This window comes from Pseudovibrio sp. Ad5, from assembly GCF_001623095.1.
GTDB lineage: Bacteria > Pseudomonadota > Alphaproteobacteria > Rhizobiales > Stappiaceae > Pseudovibrio.
Window position 1 is genome coordinate 78,940 of record NZ_LMCH01000014.1, and the last position, 17,496, is coordinate 96,435.

The 17,496-nt window shown below is 50.4% G+C and carries 16 protein-coding genes; 5 read left to right on the forward strand and 11 right to left on the reverse strand.

Features of this window, described 5'->3' with window-relative positions; translation table 11 throughout:
* Positions 1-27 precede the first annotated feature (27 nt).
* Positions 28-918, reverse strand: coding sequence for a DMT family transporter (locus PsAD5_RS08570; RefSeq protein ID WP_063290365.1), 891 nt, complete (start codon positions 916-918; stop codon positions 28-30).
* A gap of 82 nt (positions 919-1,000) precedes the next feature.
* Between PsAD5_RS08570 and PsAD5_RS08575 the strand changes: the two genes are divergently transcribed.
* The 4 genes from PsAD5_RS08575 to PsAD5_RS08590 all read left to right on the forward strand — a co-directional run bounded on the left by PsAD5_RS08575 (position 1,001) and on the right by PsAD5_RS08590 (position 4,663).
* Positions 1,001-1,342, forward strand: coding sequence for a winged helix-turn-helix transcriptional regulator (locus PsAD5_RS08575; RefSeq protein WP_063291792.1), 342 nt, complete (start codon positions 1,001-1,003; stop codon positions 1,340-1,342).
* Positions 1,339-1,674, forward strand: coding sequence for a VOC family protein (locus tag PsAD5_RS08580; protein ID WP_063291793.1), 336 nt, complete (start codon positions 1,339-1,341; stop codon positions 1,672-1,674). The genes PsAD5_RS08575 and PsAD5_RS08580 overlap by 4 nt, the downstream gene beginning before the upstream one ends.
* Positions 1,675-1,793: 119 nt before the next feature.
* Entirely contained in the window at positions 1,794-3,224 is a 1,431-nt protein-coding gene (locus PsAD5_RS08585; RefSeq protein ID WP_063291794.1) for an amino acid permease, read from the forward strand.
* Positions 3,224-4,663, forward strand: coding sequence for an APC family permease (locus PsAD5_RS08590; RefSeq protein ID WP_063291795.1), 1,440 nt, complete (start codon positions 3,224-3,226; stop codon positions 4,661-4,663). Before PsAD5_RS08585 ends, PsAD5_RS08590 begins: the two co-directional genes overlap by 1 nt.
* 63 nt (positions 4,664-4,726) lie before the next feature.
* Here the strand turns inward: PsAD5_RS08590 and PsAD5_RS08595 are convergent, their stop codons facing one another.
* The 3 genes from PsAD5_RS08595 to PsAD5_RS08605 all read right to left on the reverse strand — a co-directional run bounded on the left by PsAD5_RS08595 (position 4,727) and on the right by PsAD5_RS08605 (position 6,249).
* The gene (locus PsAD5_RS08595) at positions 4,727-5,404 is read right to left on the reverse strand and encodes a carbonic anhydrase (RefSeq protein ID WP_063290370.1); all 678 of its coding nucleotides are present in this window, start codon (positions 5,402-5,404) and stop codon (positions 4,727-4,729) included.
* A gap of 160 nt (positions 5,405-5,564) precedes the next feature.
* Entirely contained in the window at positions 5,565-5,948 is a 384-nt protein-coding gene (locus PsAD5_RS08600; RefSeq protein ID WP_063291796.1) for a RidA family protein, read from the reverse strand.
* Between the two features lie 109 nt (positions 5,949-6,057).
* Positions 6,058-6,249 (reverse strand): hypothetical protein, encoded by a 192-nt coding sequence (locus tag PsAD5_RS08605; RefSeq protein WP_057460807.1) that lies wholly within the window; start codon positions 6,247-6,249, stop codon positions 6,058-6,060.
* Between the two features lie 532 nt (positions 6,250-6,781).
* Between PsAD5_RS08605 and PsAD5_RS08610 the strand changes: the two genes are divergently transcribed.
* The gene (locus PsAD5_RS08610) at positions 6,782-7,864 is read left to right on the forward strand and encodes a MaoC family dehydratase (RefSeq protein WP_063291797.1); all 1,083 of its coding nucleotides are present in this window, start codon (positions 6,782-6,784) and stop codon (positions 7,862-7,864) included.
* 141 nt (positions 7,865-8,005) lie between these two features.
* Here PsAD5_RS08610 and PsAD5_RS08615 read toward each other — a convergent pair whose 3' ends face one another.
* The 7 genes from PsAD5_RS08615 to PsAD5_RS08645 form a co-directional block, all read right to left on the reverse strand.
* Complete coding sequence (locus PsAD5_RS08615; protein WP_063291798.1) at positions 8,006-9,385, reverse strand: methyl-accepting chemotaxis protein; 1,380 nt, start codon at positions 9,383-9,385, stop codon at positions 8,006-8,008.
* A gap of 347 nt (positions 9,386-9,732) precedes the next feature.
* Entirely contained in the window at positions 9,733-11,379 is a 1,647-nt protein-coding gene (locus PsAD5_RS08620; RefSeq protein WP_057460812.1) for a U32 family peptidase C-terminal domain-containing protein, read from the reverse strand.
* A gap of 332 nt (positions 11,380-11,711) precedes the next feature.
* Positions 11,712-12,644 (reverse strand): LysR substrate-binding domain-containing protein, encoded by a 933-nt coding sequence (locus tag PsAD5_RS08625; protein ID WP_063291799.1) that lies wholly within the window; start codon positions 12,642-12,644, stop codon positions 11,712-11,714.
* A gap of 346 nt (positions 12,645-12,990) precedes the next feature.
* Entirely contained in the window at positions 12,991-14,175 is a 1,185-nt protein-coding gene (locus PsAD5_RS08630) for a citrate/2-methylcitrate synthase (protein ID WP_063291800.1), read from the reverse strand.
* An 82-nt stretch (positions 14,176-14,257) separates the two neighbouring features.
* A complete protein-coding gene (locus PsAD5_RS08635; protein WP_063291801.1) occupies positions 14,258-15,271 on the reverse strand; it encodes a DctP family TRAP transporter solute-binding subunit in 1,014 nt (337 codons plus the stop codon).
* A 152-nt stretch (positions 15,272-15,423) separates the two neighbouring features.
* Positions 15,424-16,824, reverse strand: coding sequence for a TRAP transporter large permease (locus PsAD5_RS08640; protein ID WP_063291802.1), 1,401 nt, complete (start codon positions 16,822-16,824; stop codon positions 15,424-15,426).
* Positions 16,825-16,829: 5 nt separating this feature from the next.
* Positions 16,830-17,462 carry a TRAP transporter small permease gene (locus PsAD5_RS08645; RefSeq protein WP_063290431.1) on the reverse strand — a complete coding sequence of 211 codons (633 nt, stop codon included), beginning with the start codon at positions 17,460-17,462 and terminating at the stop codon, positions 16,830-16,832.
* Between the last annotated feature and the right edge of the window lie 34 nt (positions 17,463-17,496).

The following is a 17,496-nucleotide window of genomic DNA, read 5'->3' on the forward strand; positions in this document are numbered from 1 at the left end:
GCAACATAACTGCTGGCACCGGTCCTGTTACAGCAAAATCACTGCTGTTCCGCCAAGCGATAGCAGCGCACCACCCCAGGCCAGAGGTCTTGGCATGTTTCCTGTTCGCATCCAGAGCAATGGCAGAATAAAGACAGGCGACAGAGAGCCAAGAATGCTGGCAACAGCTGCATCATAATGAGCGTAGGCATAGAGCAGCAGCGAAACAGATATGCCATATCCAATAAACCCGGGCAGCACCACGCGAAACAACAGCATCCAGCTCATCTCTGTTGAGGCCTGAACCGCCGAGACAGGCATCAATCCAACCAGCGCCACAATAAACGCAGCGCCGGTAACCCGCACAGCTGAAGCTGCCAGAGGCTCGGTCCCAGCAACAAGCAATGGTTTCAGGACAAGCATTCCAATCCCTTGCGAAGCAGCTGCAACAAGCGCCAGCAACACAATCACAACCAACCCGCCACTGCGGCGAGTAGCTTCTGTTTCCTGATCAGAACTTCCAAACAAAATCGCCAGGCAAATGCCGAACAGAGCGATTGCGATGCCAACAATTTCGGTAAAGCTCAGCTCCTCACCAAGAAACGCGAAGGCAAGCACAGCAACGATCGGCGTTTTGAGAGAGAGCAACAACTCTGTTTGCCGCGGCCCAGCTCGGCGCAAACACGCCATCAAAGCCAGGTTTCCAATAATCACGCTGACAACAACGCTCACCACGAAGGAAGGCCATTGGCTCCAATCAACTGTTTGCCAGTACCCCAACACAGAGCAAAGCACACACAGGATAGCGCCGGATGTTAGCAGTTGAATGCGCGTAAATTCAAAAACGCCAACACGTTGTAGCGGTCGGTGGGCCAACATTGATCCACATGCCCACCCTAATGATGCCGCCAGAGCAGACGACACCGCGAAAACAACCATAGCAAAACTCTCCAAACATGCTACAATATCTGTAGCAATACATCGCTATAACAAACCTAGCAAAAAGGAAAGCCCTATATCTGTGAAAATACCTAAGGCAGGAACCCCGGTTCGTGGCTCAAAATCCGGTAAGCCAATCATGGTTCTCTTTGATTTGCTTGGCAGACGATGGGCTCTTGGCATCATCTGGAACCTTTCAACCGGCCCGCAAACCTTCCGCGCCCTCCAGTCCAACTGCGACTCTGTTTCACCGACTGTGCTCAATACGCGCTTGAAAGAACTACGAGAATGCGGGATCGTCATGAATGGAGAAAGCGGCTACGAACTGACAGCAGAAGGCGAAGACCTGTTCACCTACCTGCAACCCTTAGGCCACTGGTCTCAAACATGGTCCCATGCAGCCAAACTGAAAGATGACCAATGAAATTTAACCATATCGGCATTCCAACCAAAGGATACTTCGAGGAAGAGATTCCGCTGCCTCACCTGCACATGACCGTCAGCGACCACAAAAACAATCCCTTCGGCATCCAGTGGCAGCGCTATGATGAAGGTGCGCCCTACCCCGAGATCGTGAAGACAGTGGCACACGTGGCCTTTGAAGTTGACGATTTGGAAGAGGCGCTGAAAGACCAGAAGGTTATCATAGAACCCAACTCTCCCATCGACGGACTAACCGTGGCCTTTATCGAAGTAAATGGAGCACCTGTTGAGCTGATGGAAATTGATCGCACCATCTGCAAGGAAGACATCTAGCCCAGCGCTCACACCTAACAGCAACTTAATGCCACCAAAGCGCTTCCCACCTGCACTCTCAGTCTTTTTTCAGGCCCTCAATTTAAAGTTTAGAGCATCAAAGACTATGCCGGTGGCCCATGCAGCAGGAAAAACCGCCCAGCGCTGAACACAAAATCGCATTCATCCCTTTGGTGCTGATCACCACAGCACTGTTTATGACCCTGCGAAACATGCCAATGATGGCAGAGACCGGTATGCAAATGGTCCTGCTCAACGCCATCACCGTGTTTGCTTTCCTCATTCCAACAGCATTAATCTCAGCAGAACTTGCAACAGGCTGGCCGCAAAATGGTGTGTTCCATTGGGTCGAAGCTGCTTTCGGCACGCCCGTCGGCTTCGTGGCAGTGTTCCTGCAATGGATACAGTCCATCTTCGGCGTCACATCAATCGTCGCCTATGCCACAGCTACACTCACATATGCCTTTGATCCGGAGTTGGGCTCAAATCGCTACTACATCACCTTCTCGGTGCTCGCCCTCTATTGGGCTGCAACACTGATCAATTTCAGAGGAACAGAAACCTCGGAGAAGATCTCAGGTTACGCTGTCTCCATCGGCGTCTTCTTTCCCTCAGCCCTGCTGATCCTTTTTAGCATCTACTATCTGTTTGATGGTGAAACCATTGCACTCGACACCTCAGCAACACTCTCAAACTGGGTTCCATCACTTTCCGACACCACCAGCTTCGTCTTCTTCATGAGCTTCGTGTTCGGCTTTGTCGGCATCGAAGTCTCCGCCTGCCATGCAAACGAAGTAGAAAACCCGCAAAAGAATTATCCGCATGCAATTTTCACAGCAGCAATCGCAGGCTTTGTCATCACCCTTGCGGGTGGACTTGCCGTCTCACTCATCCTCGAAAAAGGCAATATCTCCAACATCAACGGCGCCCTTCAGGCTTTCTCCGCTTATCTGAATGCCTACGGCCTTTCCATTCTAACACCCTTCATCGCACTGCTGGTCGCAGTCGGGGCAGCCGGTCAGGTCAGCACCTGGATAGTTGGTCCGGTAAAAGGCATGTGGGCCGCCAGCAGAAAGGGATTACTGCCAGCACACTTTGCTAAAGCCAATAAAAACAACGTTCCCACAGCACTTCTGATCCTGCAGGCATCTCTCATTTCATTCATTGCCCTGAGCTTCATCCTCTTCGAGAACGTCAATCTGGTGTTCCTCGTCCTCACCTCAACAGCAGTACTGCTTTACTCATTGATGTACCTGCTGATGTTCGTAGCAGCCATTCGCCTGCGTTACACTCATCCGCATATCCCGCGCCCTTACAGAGTGCCCGGCGGCAATTGGGGCATCTGGCTACTCGGTATCATCGGTATGTTGACTGCCATAAGCTGCTTTGCGATCGGCTTCATTCCCCCACCATCCCTGCCATTCTCAATAAAGAGCTTTGAAGGCCTCATGGTTGTGGCTGTTATTCTCGCCCTGCTGGTTCCACTCAGCATATGGTTCCTGCGCCGCAAGAAAATCTCGCACGCCTCGAAAAGTAGAGGACAAGAGTGATGGGCAAAACACCACGCAAACAGCCAAAGCACCACATAACCCTTTGGCACTTGGTGTTTATGACCACAGCGCTTTTCATGACCATGCTGAATATGCCGCTCATGGCAAAAACCGGCATGAAGATCCTGTTCTTCAACACAGCAGTGATCCTCTGCTATATCCTGCCAGTCGCCCTCATTTCAGCAGAATTGGCAACAGGTTGGCCCAAGCATGGTGTCTACACCTGGGTGCAGGAAGCCTTCGGCGCCCCATTCGGGTTCATGGCAATCTTCCTGCAGTGGTTTCAGGCCATTTTCGCCATGGTCGCAACCGTTGCCTACACCACCGCAGCCCTCGCATTTGTGTTTGACCGTCCACTTGATGAAAACCCATGGCTCATGTTCACGGGTGTCATCATCATCTACTGGGGCGCAACCTTCGCAAACTTCAAAGGTACTCGCATCACAAAACGTATTGCTGGCATTTGCCTGCTGGCGGGAACCATCTTTCCATCCCTCACCATGATCACACTGGGCCTACTCTTCGTGACTGGACCAGCACAACCCGCCATTGATATCAGCCTCACCACAGCCAATATCATCCCATCCCTCTCTCAAACCTCAACCTTGTTCCTCTTCCTCAGTTTCCTCTTTGGTTTTATTGGAATGGAAGTTTCAGCAGGCCACGCGACAGAAGTTCAGAACGTTCGGCGCACCTACCCAATCGCAATCCTCATCGCAGCATTCATCGGCTTTTCCATTTCTCTTCTGGGTGGTTTGACCATTGCTATGATCATCCCGGTAACAGAGATCTCGAACACCCTTGGCGTCCTGCAAACCTTCACAATACTGCTGGATCACTATGGTGTGCCAAACATCTTACCCATTGCGGCCATGTTCATCGCTGTTGGCGCCGCCGGACAAGTCAGCACTTGGATTGCAGGACCAGTGAAAAGCCTCGCAGTCGCAGGACGGGATGGCATGCTTCCCAAATTCCTGCATGGTTCAAACACTCACGATATGCCAGTGCCACTCATGTTGGTGCAGGCCACCATCGCCACACTCATAGCAACCGCTTTCCTGCTTCACGTGAAGACCAACGAGGTGTTTTTGTACCTCACCTCAACAGCCGTCCTGCTTTACTCCGTCATGTATTTGCTGCTCTACAGCACTGCAATCCGGCTCCGATACAAATGCCCCAATGTTCCGCGGACCTATAAGGTCCCGTTCGGTAACTGGGGCATCTGGGTGTTGGGCAGCATAGGCTTCAGTATCTCGCTCATTGCCTTCATGATCGGCTTCCGACCTCCCGACGAACCCGACTTTCCGGCAACAACTTACCTGGCAATCATCATCCCCGGCGTGTTCCTCACACTCAGTATTCCGTTCATTCTCTGGAAGGTACGCCACCCCAATTGGAAAGCCAGCAAACAAACAAAAAAGCCGCGCCCTACACCATAGAACGCGACCCTCCAAAACTCTATCAAACCAACACTCAGATTGGCTCTCTTACCCTACAAAGGCTTAGTCCTCTGTTTCCTGCTCTTTCAAACGCGCACGCAGATCCTGTGCGTCTTCAAAGATTTCGGTTTCCTTATTCATAACCCGCAAAGAACCCGAGCCAATATCAAACCACGCACCGTGAATGTCCAGGTTCCCCTGTGTGACAAGCTTTTCAATAAACGGGAACGTCATCAGGTTCTTCAAGCTCTGGCGAATGCCAGCATATTCCAACGCAAGTTGCGGATCTTCGTGTTTATCGACAGGGGTACAAGCCAGCGTGATCGCAGCTGGTTCCAACATCTTGATCCACGGTCCAACAAACTGACCAGTCTTGCTGAGTTTGCCATTACTTTCGCGGAAAGCCTGAACACCACCACACTTGCAATGGCCCAGCACAACAAGATGCTTCACCTTCAGGCCAGTCACTGCATACTCAAGCGCTGCACTGGTACCGTGCGTGCCACCGCCTTGGATAAATGGAGGCACCAAGTTTGCCACGTTACGAACTACAAAAAGTTCACCCGGCTGCGCATGGAAGATACCTTCAGGTGTAACCCGGCTATCACAGCAGGAAATCACCATCACTTCAGGTTCTTGGCCATAGATGGCAAGGTTTTGATATTCCTCTTCAAACTGGCGATAAATCCGCTCTTTATAAAGGCCGTATCCAGTCAGCAGTTCTTTCGGAAAATCAGTCATGCGTCGCCATCTCGTTAGTGTCGGTATTGTCTGCCTATATAGCTAAGGCAAACGATCTTTCAACTGGCGAAAAGACCAGAAACTTAAAAGTCTCTCAGCATATACGCCCACAATATACCTTGCCAGTTTCTCGAAAGCCAACAGAAAGCCAAAAGCCCGATTAGCTCCTTCGAGCCATGACTTCTATTTCGACCTTCATCTCTTCCTTGATGAGAGCGCAAATAACCGTGGTTGCCGCAGGCCGGATTTCACCAAAATACTCACCAAGTACGGCAAAAACTGCCTCAACGTTACTCCGGTCAGTCACATAATAGCGCGCACGAACCACATCCTTAAGCGAACAACCAGCTTCGCCAAGCGCACTTTTGATCGTTTCCAGCGCATTAACGGCCTGTGCGCCCACATCCTCTGGCATTTGCATCGTCGAATAGTCATATCCGGTCGTGCCAGAAACATGGACGAAGTCACCATCTACAACTGCACGAGAATATCCAGCGGTCTTTTCAAAGGGTGATCCTGAAGAAATTAAGGTTCTCTCCGACATAACAACCTCCCTCGACTACAACTCAACGTGCTGCGGCAGAACCACCAACAGCATTTAGTGTTTGTAGGATACAACCGGGACAGCTCAGATCAATTGAGAAATTGGCGCCTTATTCCTGACGACTTGATGAGAAAAAGCAGCTCAGCCCAAGTGCGGTCCATAAAGCGATGCCAATCCAGTACATCAGCGGGTCTTCTGTCCGGTAGATGACATCATAAAGAAGCGTGTATCCCGCATAGAGATCCCACGCGACCCACGCCAGCAAAACAACACCTACAATCCGCCAGAAAAAGCTCACCATGGGCGAAAACCTCCTACCACTCATAGTAACGCTTTGATCTTGAAGAAAAACCTACGGTTTTAGGGGGCCAAACAGTGAACAACTCAGCACACTCACTCAAAGTGAATCAGTCAAGATTTGCTAACATTTTTACTGATTCGCTTGCACAATCCTACAATTTCAACGTCAAGATGTAGGTTTAGCTAAAAACAAGACATAATTACCTAATCATAATCTACATTTAATTTGCTCATTCCTACTGATTCTGAGATATAAAGGGTCTCAAACGGACAGAAAGCTTGCTTGTTTCTCTCGAGTATTTTTGTCGATCATCTGAAGCACGGATTGCGGCAACCACCACATTATCCGTCAACCTATTGAATTTGTTCAATTAAACAAGTCAATTGGACAACCAAGGAAAATACAAGGGCACAAGAAAAAAGATCAAAAGCGACATATACTATGCGAAGTGTCAACCTTCTAAGGTGTTGCTTGATAACTAAAAATACTTCTTATTCAATGCCTGCCGTGTTGTTGTTGGGGGACTACATACATGACGTTAACTGCGGTTAAGACAAAGACGTCTTGCGGTAACTTTTTTGAAGATTTTCACGTGGGCCAGGTCATAAGACATGGAACACCAAAGACAATAAACGAAGGAGATACAGCTCTTTATACTGCATTATACGGATCTCGATTTGCGGTACAGTCGGGAACTGCTTTTGCAGAAACCATTGGATACCCGTATTACCCGTTGGACGACCTTCTAGTCTTCCACGTGGTCTTCGGTAAAACAGTGGGAGATATCTCACTGAACGCCGTCGCAAACCTGGGGTATTCCGACTGCCGTTTCCTGATGCCTGTCTATGCCGGAGATACAGTCTCTGCTACGTCAGAAGTCATCGGGCTGAAAGAAAATTCAAACGGCAAAACCGGTGTTGTTTACGTGCGCTCTACTGGCTATCGCCACAAAGAGCCAGGGAATCCTGAAAAGGTTCTGGAATACACCCGCTGGGTCATGGTGAAGAAGCGCGATGAAAATGCGTCTGCACCAGAAACCACCCTGCCGGATCTACCAGACGGAATTTCCGAGGACTGCCTGGGGCAAGCCGTTCCAGAGCTTTCAATCGATGATTGGGACTTTGACCTGTCCGGTTCACCATTCCGCTTCGATGACTACGAAGTGGGTGAAAAGATCGATCACGTCGACGGTATGACCGTGGAAGAAGCTGAACACCAGCTCGCAACACGTCTTTACCAGAACACAGCGAAAGTCCACTTCAATCATCATAGCGAGAAAAACAGCCGCTTTGGCAAACGCCTGATCTATGGTGGCCATGTCATCTCGCTTGCGCGTGCTTTGTCTTTCAACGGACTAGGCAATGCTTTCCATATCACAGGCATCAATGCAGGACGACACGTTGCACCGCTCTTTGCAGGTGACACCGTTTACGCATGGTCTGAGGTTCTGGATAAAAAACGGATTGAAGGAAGAAGCGATATCGCAGCACTACGCCTGCGCCTCGTTGCAACAAAAGATCTTATTTGCGGAGATTTCCCATACAAGAATGAAGACGGGAAATACCAAGACAGCGTGATCCTTGATCTGGATTACTGGGTCGTCATTCCGGTTTGATCTTCACCGTATCCTTGAGAAGCCAAAACCTCTCAAGAACGGATACGGCCAAACGACAAAAAATAAAACAACACAAAAAGAAAGCCCGGCGCATCACCTGCCCGGGCTTTTCTGATTTTCAATCAGTTCCAGGAATTCACCTCACCGCTTGGTCAACAACTCGTCCAGATAGCGCAGTACCTCAGTAGAAGCGTCTTCCATGCGTTTGTAAGCAGCATCTGCACCTGCATGATCTGCTATTCCCAGAAGGCGTGCGCATTCCTTGCCTTGTTCGTGAACTTCAGCATGAACAGGCAACAGTTTCTTAAACGCCAGACTATCGCGAACACGAGAATCATCTACCTTGTCATACCACTTACCAAGACGGCACTGATGATGATCTGAAAGCTCACTCACCTGCAAATGACTGAGGCCAACTGACATTTCGGCAAGGTGCTTCTTCCAGATTATGTGATCAGCCTTAGCACGATGCAGAATGAAGTTCGGTACGCCTCGCTTATCAAACTCAGTAAACTGCTCTTCCACGATGGATTCAGATTGAGCAACCGTCTCGATCACATGTTCAATCCGCTCATTCACATCGCGTGCATGCCCTGCAATTGCATGCACACCGCGATTGATTTCGCTGGTTGCCTCTTCCTGCTGCGTCAGCTGGCGTGCAATTTCACGCATCTGCGTACTCGCAACTCCTACATCGCGCAGCACTTCAGAGATCAAACTCTCGGCATTCTGTGAGTTATCAATACTCTTGCTGACCAGAGATTGCGCATCATTCACAGCTGAGTTCACATCGTTCACGTGAGCCTGCAAGGTCTCAATCCGGCAACGAATATCATCTGTTGCCTGCTGTGTTTGACCGGAGAGATCCTTCACCTCGGAAGCCACAACAGCAAAGCCCTTGCCTGCCTCACCAGCACGCGCGGCTTCAATCGTCGCGTTCAGGGCCAGCAGATTTGTTTGCTTGGCCAGTCCTTCAATCGTACCAACAAAGGTCCCAATCTGAACAGCGGCAGTTGTCAGCTCATTTGCAGCAGCAGTCATACTTTCAAAGAACCGGCCAATATGCTGGCTTGCATCTGCAGATTCTCGAGTTGCTGTTTCTCCCTGCTGCATGGCCTCATTTGCAGATTCCACCGCATCCGCAGCTCCCTGAGCGCTGGAGGCAATTTCAGAAAACGAAACGTTCAGCTCTTCAACACCGGTCGCAATTGTCTGCGCACCTTCATCCGTTTTGCGAATATGCCATGTGATTTGGGAGATCGCGGCCATCGATTCACTGGCTTGCAGGGAGTACTCTACCGTTTGACCAAGGGTACGCTCGTCTTGATCATCAAGCTTCTGCTTCAGCGATTCAAAGCGCTCATAAAGATCTGCTGGAACTCCTTCCACTTCGGGAAGTGGACGATCTTCCATCAAAGCCAACAGAAGTGCATCAATTCCTTCACGATTGATGCCGCCCACATCTGCCTGATGTGATCCCTGAGCTTTAGGTGCGCTCTTCAACATTCCGGACCAGTTCATCTTGAATTACCTTCCAAACTGCACATTCAGTGCAGATAATTCCCTAGCCGCCAATCTCTCATCACCACAACCCAGCCAAGTCACCAGAGACTAAGCAAGTAAGATCAGCGTATTTACGTACCCACAACAGGTCATTCAAGACAACAAGTGCAACTATCCCAACGTCAAACTCATGAGCTTGAAAGACTCATGCTTAAAACATACATAAATTATTACTAATAATAGCTTACTGGCCTAATAAGCATGTTTTTAGCTTTGAGATTCAATGGGTTCTCATAAGGGTCAGACAAAATAAAAGCCCCGATCTTTCGGACCGGGGCTTTGAATGCATCAATCTAACTAAGCTATCAGCTCACTTCGTGCTTCAACGCATTACGCGCCAGCATCACACCCTGCTTTTTGGTCTTCAGGATCTCGCGAGCCTTCTCAAACTTCGGATCTTCCCAGAAGATCATGCAACCGTTACAGCCACGCCCACAACAGCCTTCCAAACCAAGACGAGGGGACTTCGGTTTACGATCCTGGCTGCCTTCAGCAATCGCATCAATCAGTCGGTCGCGCTGGCTTTCATACTTGTTCTGCTGCGCATTCGTCGCTTCACCACGCGCTTCAATACGCTCTGCTGTCCGGTCCAGCTTCAGGCGACTCCACTGCTCAGGTGTCAACGGACGCTCTTTACGCACCACAGTGTTCACCGGGAAGCGATCCTTAAAGTCAGCTGCATCGTCTTTGTCGAACAGCGAGAACGGGATACGCACCAGCGGCTGCTTGCCAGCGTGCACTTCCTCTGTAATCTCACCAGACTTTGCATTTTCAAACTCATAGATACGCAGCAAGACGCTGTCGTCGGACAGAGGTTGCAGAAACTCCAGCACTTCCCCGGCAACAATCTTGTTCTTCACTTTCATGTAGAACGCTTCGTCAGTCACCTTCTCAACAATACCAGCGAATTCCCACTCACCGATAGAGTGTGTGTCCTCATAATTGTGGGCGTAGTTGTTCAAACGACCTTCATGGAACGCAGTTGTGTAGCCACGGTTGGCAACACTGTACATCTCATCCATGTACTTCTGAGGATTCCAGTTCTCAGGATCACGATAGTAATCATCAATCGCCATGCGGTAAGCGCGTGCAACAACCGCCACGTAGTACATGGACTTGCCACGGCCTTCGATCTTCAGCGAATCCACACCGATGCGCAGGAAGTCATTGAGCTTCGGCATCAGGCACAGGTCTTTGGAGTTAAGAATATAAGAACCACGGCCATCTTCCAGAATTGGCATCAACTCGCCGGGGCGGCATCCCTCTTCCAGCAAGAACTCAAACATGTCCATGTTATCTTCGTTCAGCTCAAGCTCATTGATTGTGCCGTCTTTCATGCGCATGCGCACTTTGTAGTTCCAACGACAGGAGTTTGCACAATTCCCCTGGTTCGCGCCACGCTCTGCCATAAAGTTGGAAAGCAGGCAGCGACCGGAGTAGGTCATACACATCGCGCCATGAACAAATGCTTCCAGACGAATGTCCGGGCACTTCTCACGAATTTCAGAAAGCTCCGGAAAAGACACTTCACGGGCCAACACAACCAGATCCGCACCTTGCTCTTTCCAGAAATCAACGGAAAGCCAGGAGCAAACGTTCGCCTGCGTGGAAATATGCAGCGGCACGTTCGGCAGCTCTTTGCGCATAAACTGGAACACACCCGGATCAGCGATGATCAAACCATCCGGATTAATATCGCGAATAGTCTCGGCATATTCCTTCAGCTTGGGAACGTCCTTATTATGAGAAAACAGGTTCAGCGTCAGATAAACACGCTTGCCATGCTTATGCGCAAATTCAATCCCCTCAACAACCTGCTCAAGCGTAAACTCTGCCTTCGTACGCAAGGACATATCTGGCGTACCAAGGTAGATCGCATCTGCTCCATAAAGCACAGCAATCTTTAGCTTCTGAAGGTTGCCCGCAGGCATCAGGAGTTCTGAAGTTCTCATAGTGGCGACCAAATTCTCTGGTGTTTTCTAAAGCTCTGTTGTCGAGCTATTGACCAGCGCCTCGGCAGTGTCTTTGGGAAACAGCAAAAGGGCGCGTATTTAGGGGTGCTTCTAAGGGATTTCATCAAGGATGAACAGAACAATTTTGTCTCACCCAGTTTGATGGGTTCTAGTTACTCTATCTGTTCAGCAGAAGCCCATTCCAACAAATCCGAAAAGCTGTGCTTAAAAAGAAATGGGCGGATACCGAAGTACCCACCCACATCATAAGAACACTCATGTAAGCTGACGGTTAATTGCCCCCGCCGTCAGCTACAAACAGCAAGGCTTGTTTAATCGACGAGCGCAGCCACTGGTTCATAAGCTTCTTCATCTACAAAATCGTAGCGCAACTGATTTTCAAACCAATCACGGAAGCTGCGAATTTTTGGCTCAGCTCCACGCTTCTCACGCCACATCAGCTTATGTTCACGACCGTCCCGCTGATATTCAGGGAAGATCGGCACAAGACGTCCGGCGGTCTCAGCTTCGGCACTTAAAAGATTGGACTCAAGAACAATGCCGAACCCCTTTTCGGCAGCGTCAAGAGAAAGCGCTGCATTCTCAAACACCATCATCTCATTGACGATCGGGTTTGGAACACCAGCTTCAGACAGCCATGTCTCCCAGGAAACCGTGGCACCTTCGCTGCGAATAATCGGCAGTTTCAGCAGCTCATTCGGCTTCTTAGGGTAGCCAAGATTATCCAGCAGTTCAGGTGAAATCAGCGGACGAAACTTCTCGCGCCCTAAGGAGATTTCCTGAAACTCTTCTGGAGTATTGGACTGACGTGTGAAGACAAGGTCATACAGCCCGCCTTCAATATTCTGATCAGAGCCACTGCTGGAAACAGTCACCGTGATCTCTGAGTTATGCGCAGTAAACGAACGAAGACGGCGCAGCAACCAATTGCTGGCGAAGCTTGAAGAACAATGGATACTCAAAGTATCCCTGTTCCCGACGGCTTCGATAGTGCGCGTCGCAGTTGAGATTCTGTCAAATGCCTCGGCAATCTCCGAGGCATATCGATAGGCCGCTGCAGTCGGGAAAACCGCTCTGGAACGGCGCTCAAACAGCTCCAGTCCCAGGTGATCCTCCAGCGCTTTGAGCCGGTGACTGACCGCACTAGCGGTAATTGCTAGCTTTTGGGCCGCCGAAACCAAACTCCCAGTTTCCATAACTGCACGAAACGCGACCAAAGCATTCAAAGGGGGCAAACGATTCATGAAATGCCTTATTCTTGATAGAGTGAGAGATACAACCAATATTCCGATTAATGATGTAGACGTAACATAGCGCCTCCCCAATTTGAACACCCTCAAATCAACTAGGTCACGTCAAAAGTTATGTAAAAGAGCACATTTCCACAATAGATAACACCACACATGAACTACTCAATTATTGATAATCTACGGAATACTTTCTGATATTCAGTAAAAATAATCGATATAAAATTCATTACAGAGAAAGAACATAACAATATCAATTTTACGCTAGGATATCATAGAATAGGGTCGGGATACACGCCTAGGTTAAAGATCAAAAAAATTAACTATTCAACTGACGCCTGCTTTAGGTCGGACGAATACCAACATATGCAGCACGCGGACGTATTTGTTCTTGCATTTGATATTGTTCGAGCGCCTGAGCGATCCAGCCGCTAATTCTTGAAATACAAAACAAAATTCCGGCAGAATTTTTTGGTAAGCCCAAAATCTGCTCCAAAAGTGCTAGTGGAAAATCCACATTCATGTGCTTTCCGAAAAGCTCCTGAGATCTTTCCCGTAATGGTGGAATCAGTGCAACAAGCGGGTGATCCAGCTCACTTTGCATGAGTTTGCCTAATAGAAATTCGCCCCTTGGATCAGGCCCGCCGTATACAGAATGCCCAAGTCCCGGCAGATATTCTCCGTTCATACATCGCTCTTGCAACACGTTCTCTATATCGTCAGCTACATGAATATGCTTCAGCCAACTCAGCACGCGCTCTGCGTTTGTTCCATGTCTGGGGCCCATAAACGCTCCAAGCCCCGAAACAAGAACAGCATGCAGCGGCGCCCGTGTCGAAGCCGCACATCTCACCGCATATGCGCTGGTATTGAGCTCATGGTCAGCACACAAAACAAGCGTCGCACGGATCAGATCGATAGCCTTTTCATTCTTCACGCCCCAGGCTTGAGCAATCTGCCGGTGCATCGGGTCAGTGCTCGGCGCTTGCATCAGTAGCGCACTGGCTGCAAGGCGAATGAGGCTCGCCCCTTTTCGCTTGAGCAGCTCCTGAGACAGCGTGTAGGCCGCGCTGTCTTGTTCCGGCCAGGAACAGAGCGCCACAATCGCCCGATGAGCGGGCCTCTGGTGCCCGCTCATCACCTCGACGGCATGAGGCGCAGACTGAGCAAACGGGTCATTCTCACAATCCCACAGCAGCGTGGCGACACTTTCAAGCGTACCAGCCTTTGCAAGTTCCAGTGCAGACTGACCGCGGTAGTAATGCCCCTCATCTGTCAAAAGCGTCAGCTTGGTCTCAAGCACTCCCTTTGCAGCAGCACTCCGGGACTGCCCATCCCGTTCCTCAGAGCCTTCTCCAGCCCGACGACTTCGCAGGAAGCGGATATCTGAAGCATCATAGAGCCGCGTCCTTCCCGGCCCTTGAACCGAGCGAACTAACCCACGGCTCACATAGGCATACAACGTGGCCGGCCGCACCCCCAACTCATTGGCAGCTTCTTTGGCGGAAAGATAAATAACTTCAGACATGGCGCACCTATTACATGATCAACGTTGATCATACGAATAAGACAGGCACACGCAATACTATAGATGTTCAATCAGAAGACTGTCAGTTGCCCTTGGTCGCATTAGAAGCCTCAGCAGCAGCAATCAGATCCTTGCCGACCTCATCTTCAAACTCACCCCAAACAGGTCGCATCACATCCGCCCATTGCTGGCGCTGTTCTGGCGTCAACTCACGCACAGTGTAACCAGCATCGACAATCCGTTGCCGGTTCTCGTCGCTCGTCTGCGCAGCTTGCGCATTGGCCTTGGCCAGCGTTTCTTGGAAGATCGTCAAAAACTGCTCCCGCACATCAGGCTTCAGGCTTTCCAACCACTCCTTAGGCGCAAACACAACATAAGCCAGCAATTGATGGTTGGTCTCAGTAATCCCGTCCTGAACCTCAAAGAACCGCGAGGTGAAGATGTTGGACCAGCTGTTTTCCTGACCATCAACAACCCCCAACTGCAAAGCCCCATAGACCTCTTTAAACGCCAATTTCTGCGCACTCGCTCCCATCGCCTCAATCATCGCAACGGCCACATCAGAATTCTGCACCCGAAACTTCAGCCCTGCCCCGTCAGAAGGCACGAGCAACGGCTTATCGGCAGAAAAGTGCTTTAATCCATCATAAAGATACCCAAGTCCAACAACCCCGAAATCAGACATGACATCAAGCAGTTCCTGCCCCTTCTCGCTGGCAGTAAAACGCTGTACTGCATCCATGTCCTCAAACAGGAAAGGCAGATCAAAGAGTCGGAACTTGTTGGTGTAAACTTCCAGTTTTGAAAGAGAGGGCGCCGCCAGCTGCACATCACCCAGTATCAGGGCCTCCATCACCTTCTCATCATCATAAAGCTGGGAAAAGGGAAACACCTGCATGCAGGCCACACCGTCCATCTCGGTGTTCACCCGCTCCGCCAGCATCCGCGCAAAGTCACCCTTAGGATGACCTCTCGGCGGCACAACATGGCTGAACTTGATAACAACTTCGCCAGGCTTACAGTCAATCTGGGCGAACGCAGGTGTGGCGAAAACAACGCCCAGAGCAAGAATTAAAGCGGTGAACGCTCTCCTCATCAGCTCCTCACGGCAACATTATGGGACCTGCCTATTATCGCAGTTTCCCCCCAAAATCCGCCTAAGCTATTGCTCTGCATTTGCCTCGAATAAGCAGCAACAAAAAAGCCGGAGCAAATGCCCCGGCCTTTCAAAACATATCTTGGTTCCAGCTACCTGACGATAACCTCTGGCCCCATCATATAGGTTGGCAGCGCCGTGGAGAGCCATGGCAAGTACGTGACCAATACCAGGAACACCAGCAGAACCATCACAAACGGTGCAGCGGCACGCACCACCTGCACCAGACTCATACCCGTTATGCCCGAGGTCACAAACAGATTGAGCCCGATAGGCGGTGTGATCATGCCGATCTCCATGTTCACCACCATGATGATGCCCAGGTGAATTGGATCAACACCCAGCTCCACAGCAATCGGGAACACCACAGGTGCCACAATCAACAGCAGACCGGATGGTTCCATGAACTGACCACCAATCAGCAGGATAATATTGACGGCAATCAGGAAGGTGAACCAGTTGAAACCTGCACCTAACATCCAGTCGGTAATGACCTGCGGGATACGCTCAGCAGTGAGTGTGTGAGCAAAGAGCAGCGCATTCACGATGATGAACATCAGCATGATCGTGGTCTTACTACTCTCAACCAGCACCTTGCGGGTATCCCGGTGGAAGAAGGCAGGGAAGAAGTAAAGAACACTCAATCCAATGTTACGGACAATTGCCTCAAGCAGTCCTTCACCAGACTTACGCCATTTCTTGTCCTTCAGCGGCCCCATGTCACGATAGATGAACAGAGCAATTAGGCACGCATACACAGCTGCCACAGCCGCAGCTTCTGTTGGTGTAAACACACCTGCATAAATACCGCCAAGGATGATCACAATCAGGAACATACCAAACGCAGCTTCAACAAACGTGGACCACAGCACCCTGATGCTTGGGAACGGTTGCGCAGGCAGGTTTTTCTTGCGGGCGATAATGTAGATCGTCACCATCAGCATCAGACCAGCCACAATGCCCGGAATAACACCCGCCAGGAACATACGCCCAACAGAAACGTTGGTTGCAGCCGCATAAACAACCATCACGATGGACGGCGGGATCAGAATTCCCAGCGTACCGGCATTGGCGATGATGCCTGCAGCAAATTCCTTGGAGTAACCAGCCTGACGCATCGCAGCAATCGCGATGGTACCAATCGCAACCACAGTCGCTGGAGACGAACCAGAAAGCGCAGCAAAGATCATACAGGCCAGCACGCCAGCCATAGCCAGACCACCACGCACCCAGCCAACAGTTGCCACAGCAAAGTTCACGATACGACGGGCAACCCCACCAGTGGACATGAAGCTGGAAGCCAGAATGAAGAACGGGATCGCGAGCAGTGTAAAGTTCTGCGACGCATTGAACATCTGAATGGTCACAGAGCTCATAGAGTCATGAGAGAACAGCGCGATGTAGAGAACGGAAGACAAGCCAAGCGCAATCGCGATTGGTGCCCCGATAAGAAGCAGCCCAAAGAGCAGCAAAAAGAGAACAGCGGTTTCCATTGGGCTTAGTCCTTCAGCACGTCTTTGTTTTCTTCAACGAGCTCTTCAGCTTCGTGCGCGGCGATCATCGTGTCGCGTTGGCCAGTCAGAATGAACCAGCACATTTGCAGCGACCGGAAAGCCAGAAGGGCAAGACCGATTGGCAGGATGACATAGCCCCACCACCGTGGAACACGCTCTTTCACGCCAAACATCTCCTGATACCACTCAGGAAACTTCAGATCCTCCATGCCAATTGGAAGCTTGTAGTACTTGGCAACGTAATCAAACGCACCGCCGGATGACCCGCGGTTATCAAGCCCAAGCAACCAGCCAAACCAGTCTGCATCAAACAGCAGCGCCGCATACAGCAACGTCACCAGCGCACCAATCAGCCCGAAGGTGCGGAAGACCGGTTTCGGAAACAGGCGGATGAAAGCATCAACACCAAGGTGCGAGCCAATTTTCAGGCCATAGCTCATGCCGAAAAGAATAAGCCATGCAAACAGCACGCGGGTGAACTGTAGCGCGCCACCCCAACCCGAGTTAAAGCCGTACCGCATGACGACCTGCCAGAAGGTGACCAACGTCATCACCGCAAGGATTGTGGCGATAAAGCCTTCTTCGAAAGCATCTATTATTTTATTTAGTCGAGACAAAGCGCCCTCCCCCAACAGCACTCTCATTTCTCAG

What these genes read in the sequence shown, in the direction of transcription:
- PsAD5_RS08615 (WP_063291798.1), bottom strand. Translation starts at nt 9,385, where the DNA reads ATGAACTGGTCCGGAATGTTGAAGAGCGCACCTAAAGCTCAGGGATCA.
- PsAD5_RS08605 (WP_057460807.1), bottom strand. Translation starts at nt 6,249, where the DNA reads ATGGTGAGCTTTTTCTGGCGGATTGTAGGTGTTGTTTTGCTGGCGTGG.
- PsAD5_RS08600 (WP_063291796.1), bottom strand. Translation starts at nt 5,948, where the DNA reads ATGTCGGAGAGAACCTTAATTTCTTCAGGATCACCCTTTGAAAAGACC.
- PsAD5_RS08580 (WP_063291793.1), top strand. Translation starts at nt 1,339, where the DNA reads ATGAAATTTAACCATATCGGCATTCCAACCAAAGGATACTTCGAGGAA.
- PsAD5_RS08585 (WP_063291794.1), top strand. Translation starts at nt 1,794, where the DNA reads ATGCAGCAGGAAAAACCGCCCAGCGCTGAACACAAAATCGCATTCATC.
- PsAD5_RS08610 (WP_063291797.1), top strand. Translation starts at nt 6,782, where the DNA reads ATGACGTTAACTGCGGTTAAGACAAAGACGTCTTGCGGTAACTTTTTT.
- PsAD5_RS08570 (WP_063290365.1), bottom strand. Translation starts at nt 918, where the DNA reads ATGGTTGTTTTCGCGGTGTCGTCTGCTCTGGCGGCATCATTAGGGTGG.
- PsAD5_RS08625 (WP_063291799.1), bottom strand. Translation starts at nt 12,644, where the DNA reads ATGAATCGTTTGCCCCCTTTGAATGCTTTGGTCGCGTTTCGTGCAGTT.
- PsAD5_RS08590 (WP_063291795.1), top strand. Translation starts at nt 3,224, where the DNA reads ATGGGCAAAACACCACGCAAACAGCCAAAGCACCACATAACCCTTTGG.
- PsAD5_RS08635 (WP_063291801.1), bottom strand. Translation starts at nt 15,271, where the DNA reads ATGAGGAGAGCGTTCACCGCTTTAATTCTTGCTCTGGGCGTTGTTTTC.
- PsAD5_RS08640 (WP_063291802.1), bottom strand. Translation starts at nt 16,824, where the DNA reads ATGGAAACCGCTGTTCTCTTTTTGCTGCTCTTTGGGCTGCTTCTTATC.
- PsAD5_RS08620 (WP_057460812.1), bottom strand. Translation starts at nt 11,379, where the DNA reads ATGAGAACTTCAGAACTCCTGATGCCTGCGGGCAACCTTCAGAAGCTA.
- PsAD5_RS08630 (WP_063291800.1), bottom strand. Translation starts at nt 14,175, where the DNA reads ATGTCTGAAGTTATTTATCTTTCCGCCAAAGAAGCTGCCAATGAGTTG.
- PsAD5_RS08595 (WP_063290370.1), bottom strand. Translation starts at nt 5,404, where the DNA reads ATGACTGATTTTCCGAAAGAACTGCTGACTGGATACGGCCTTTATAAA.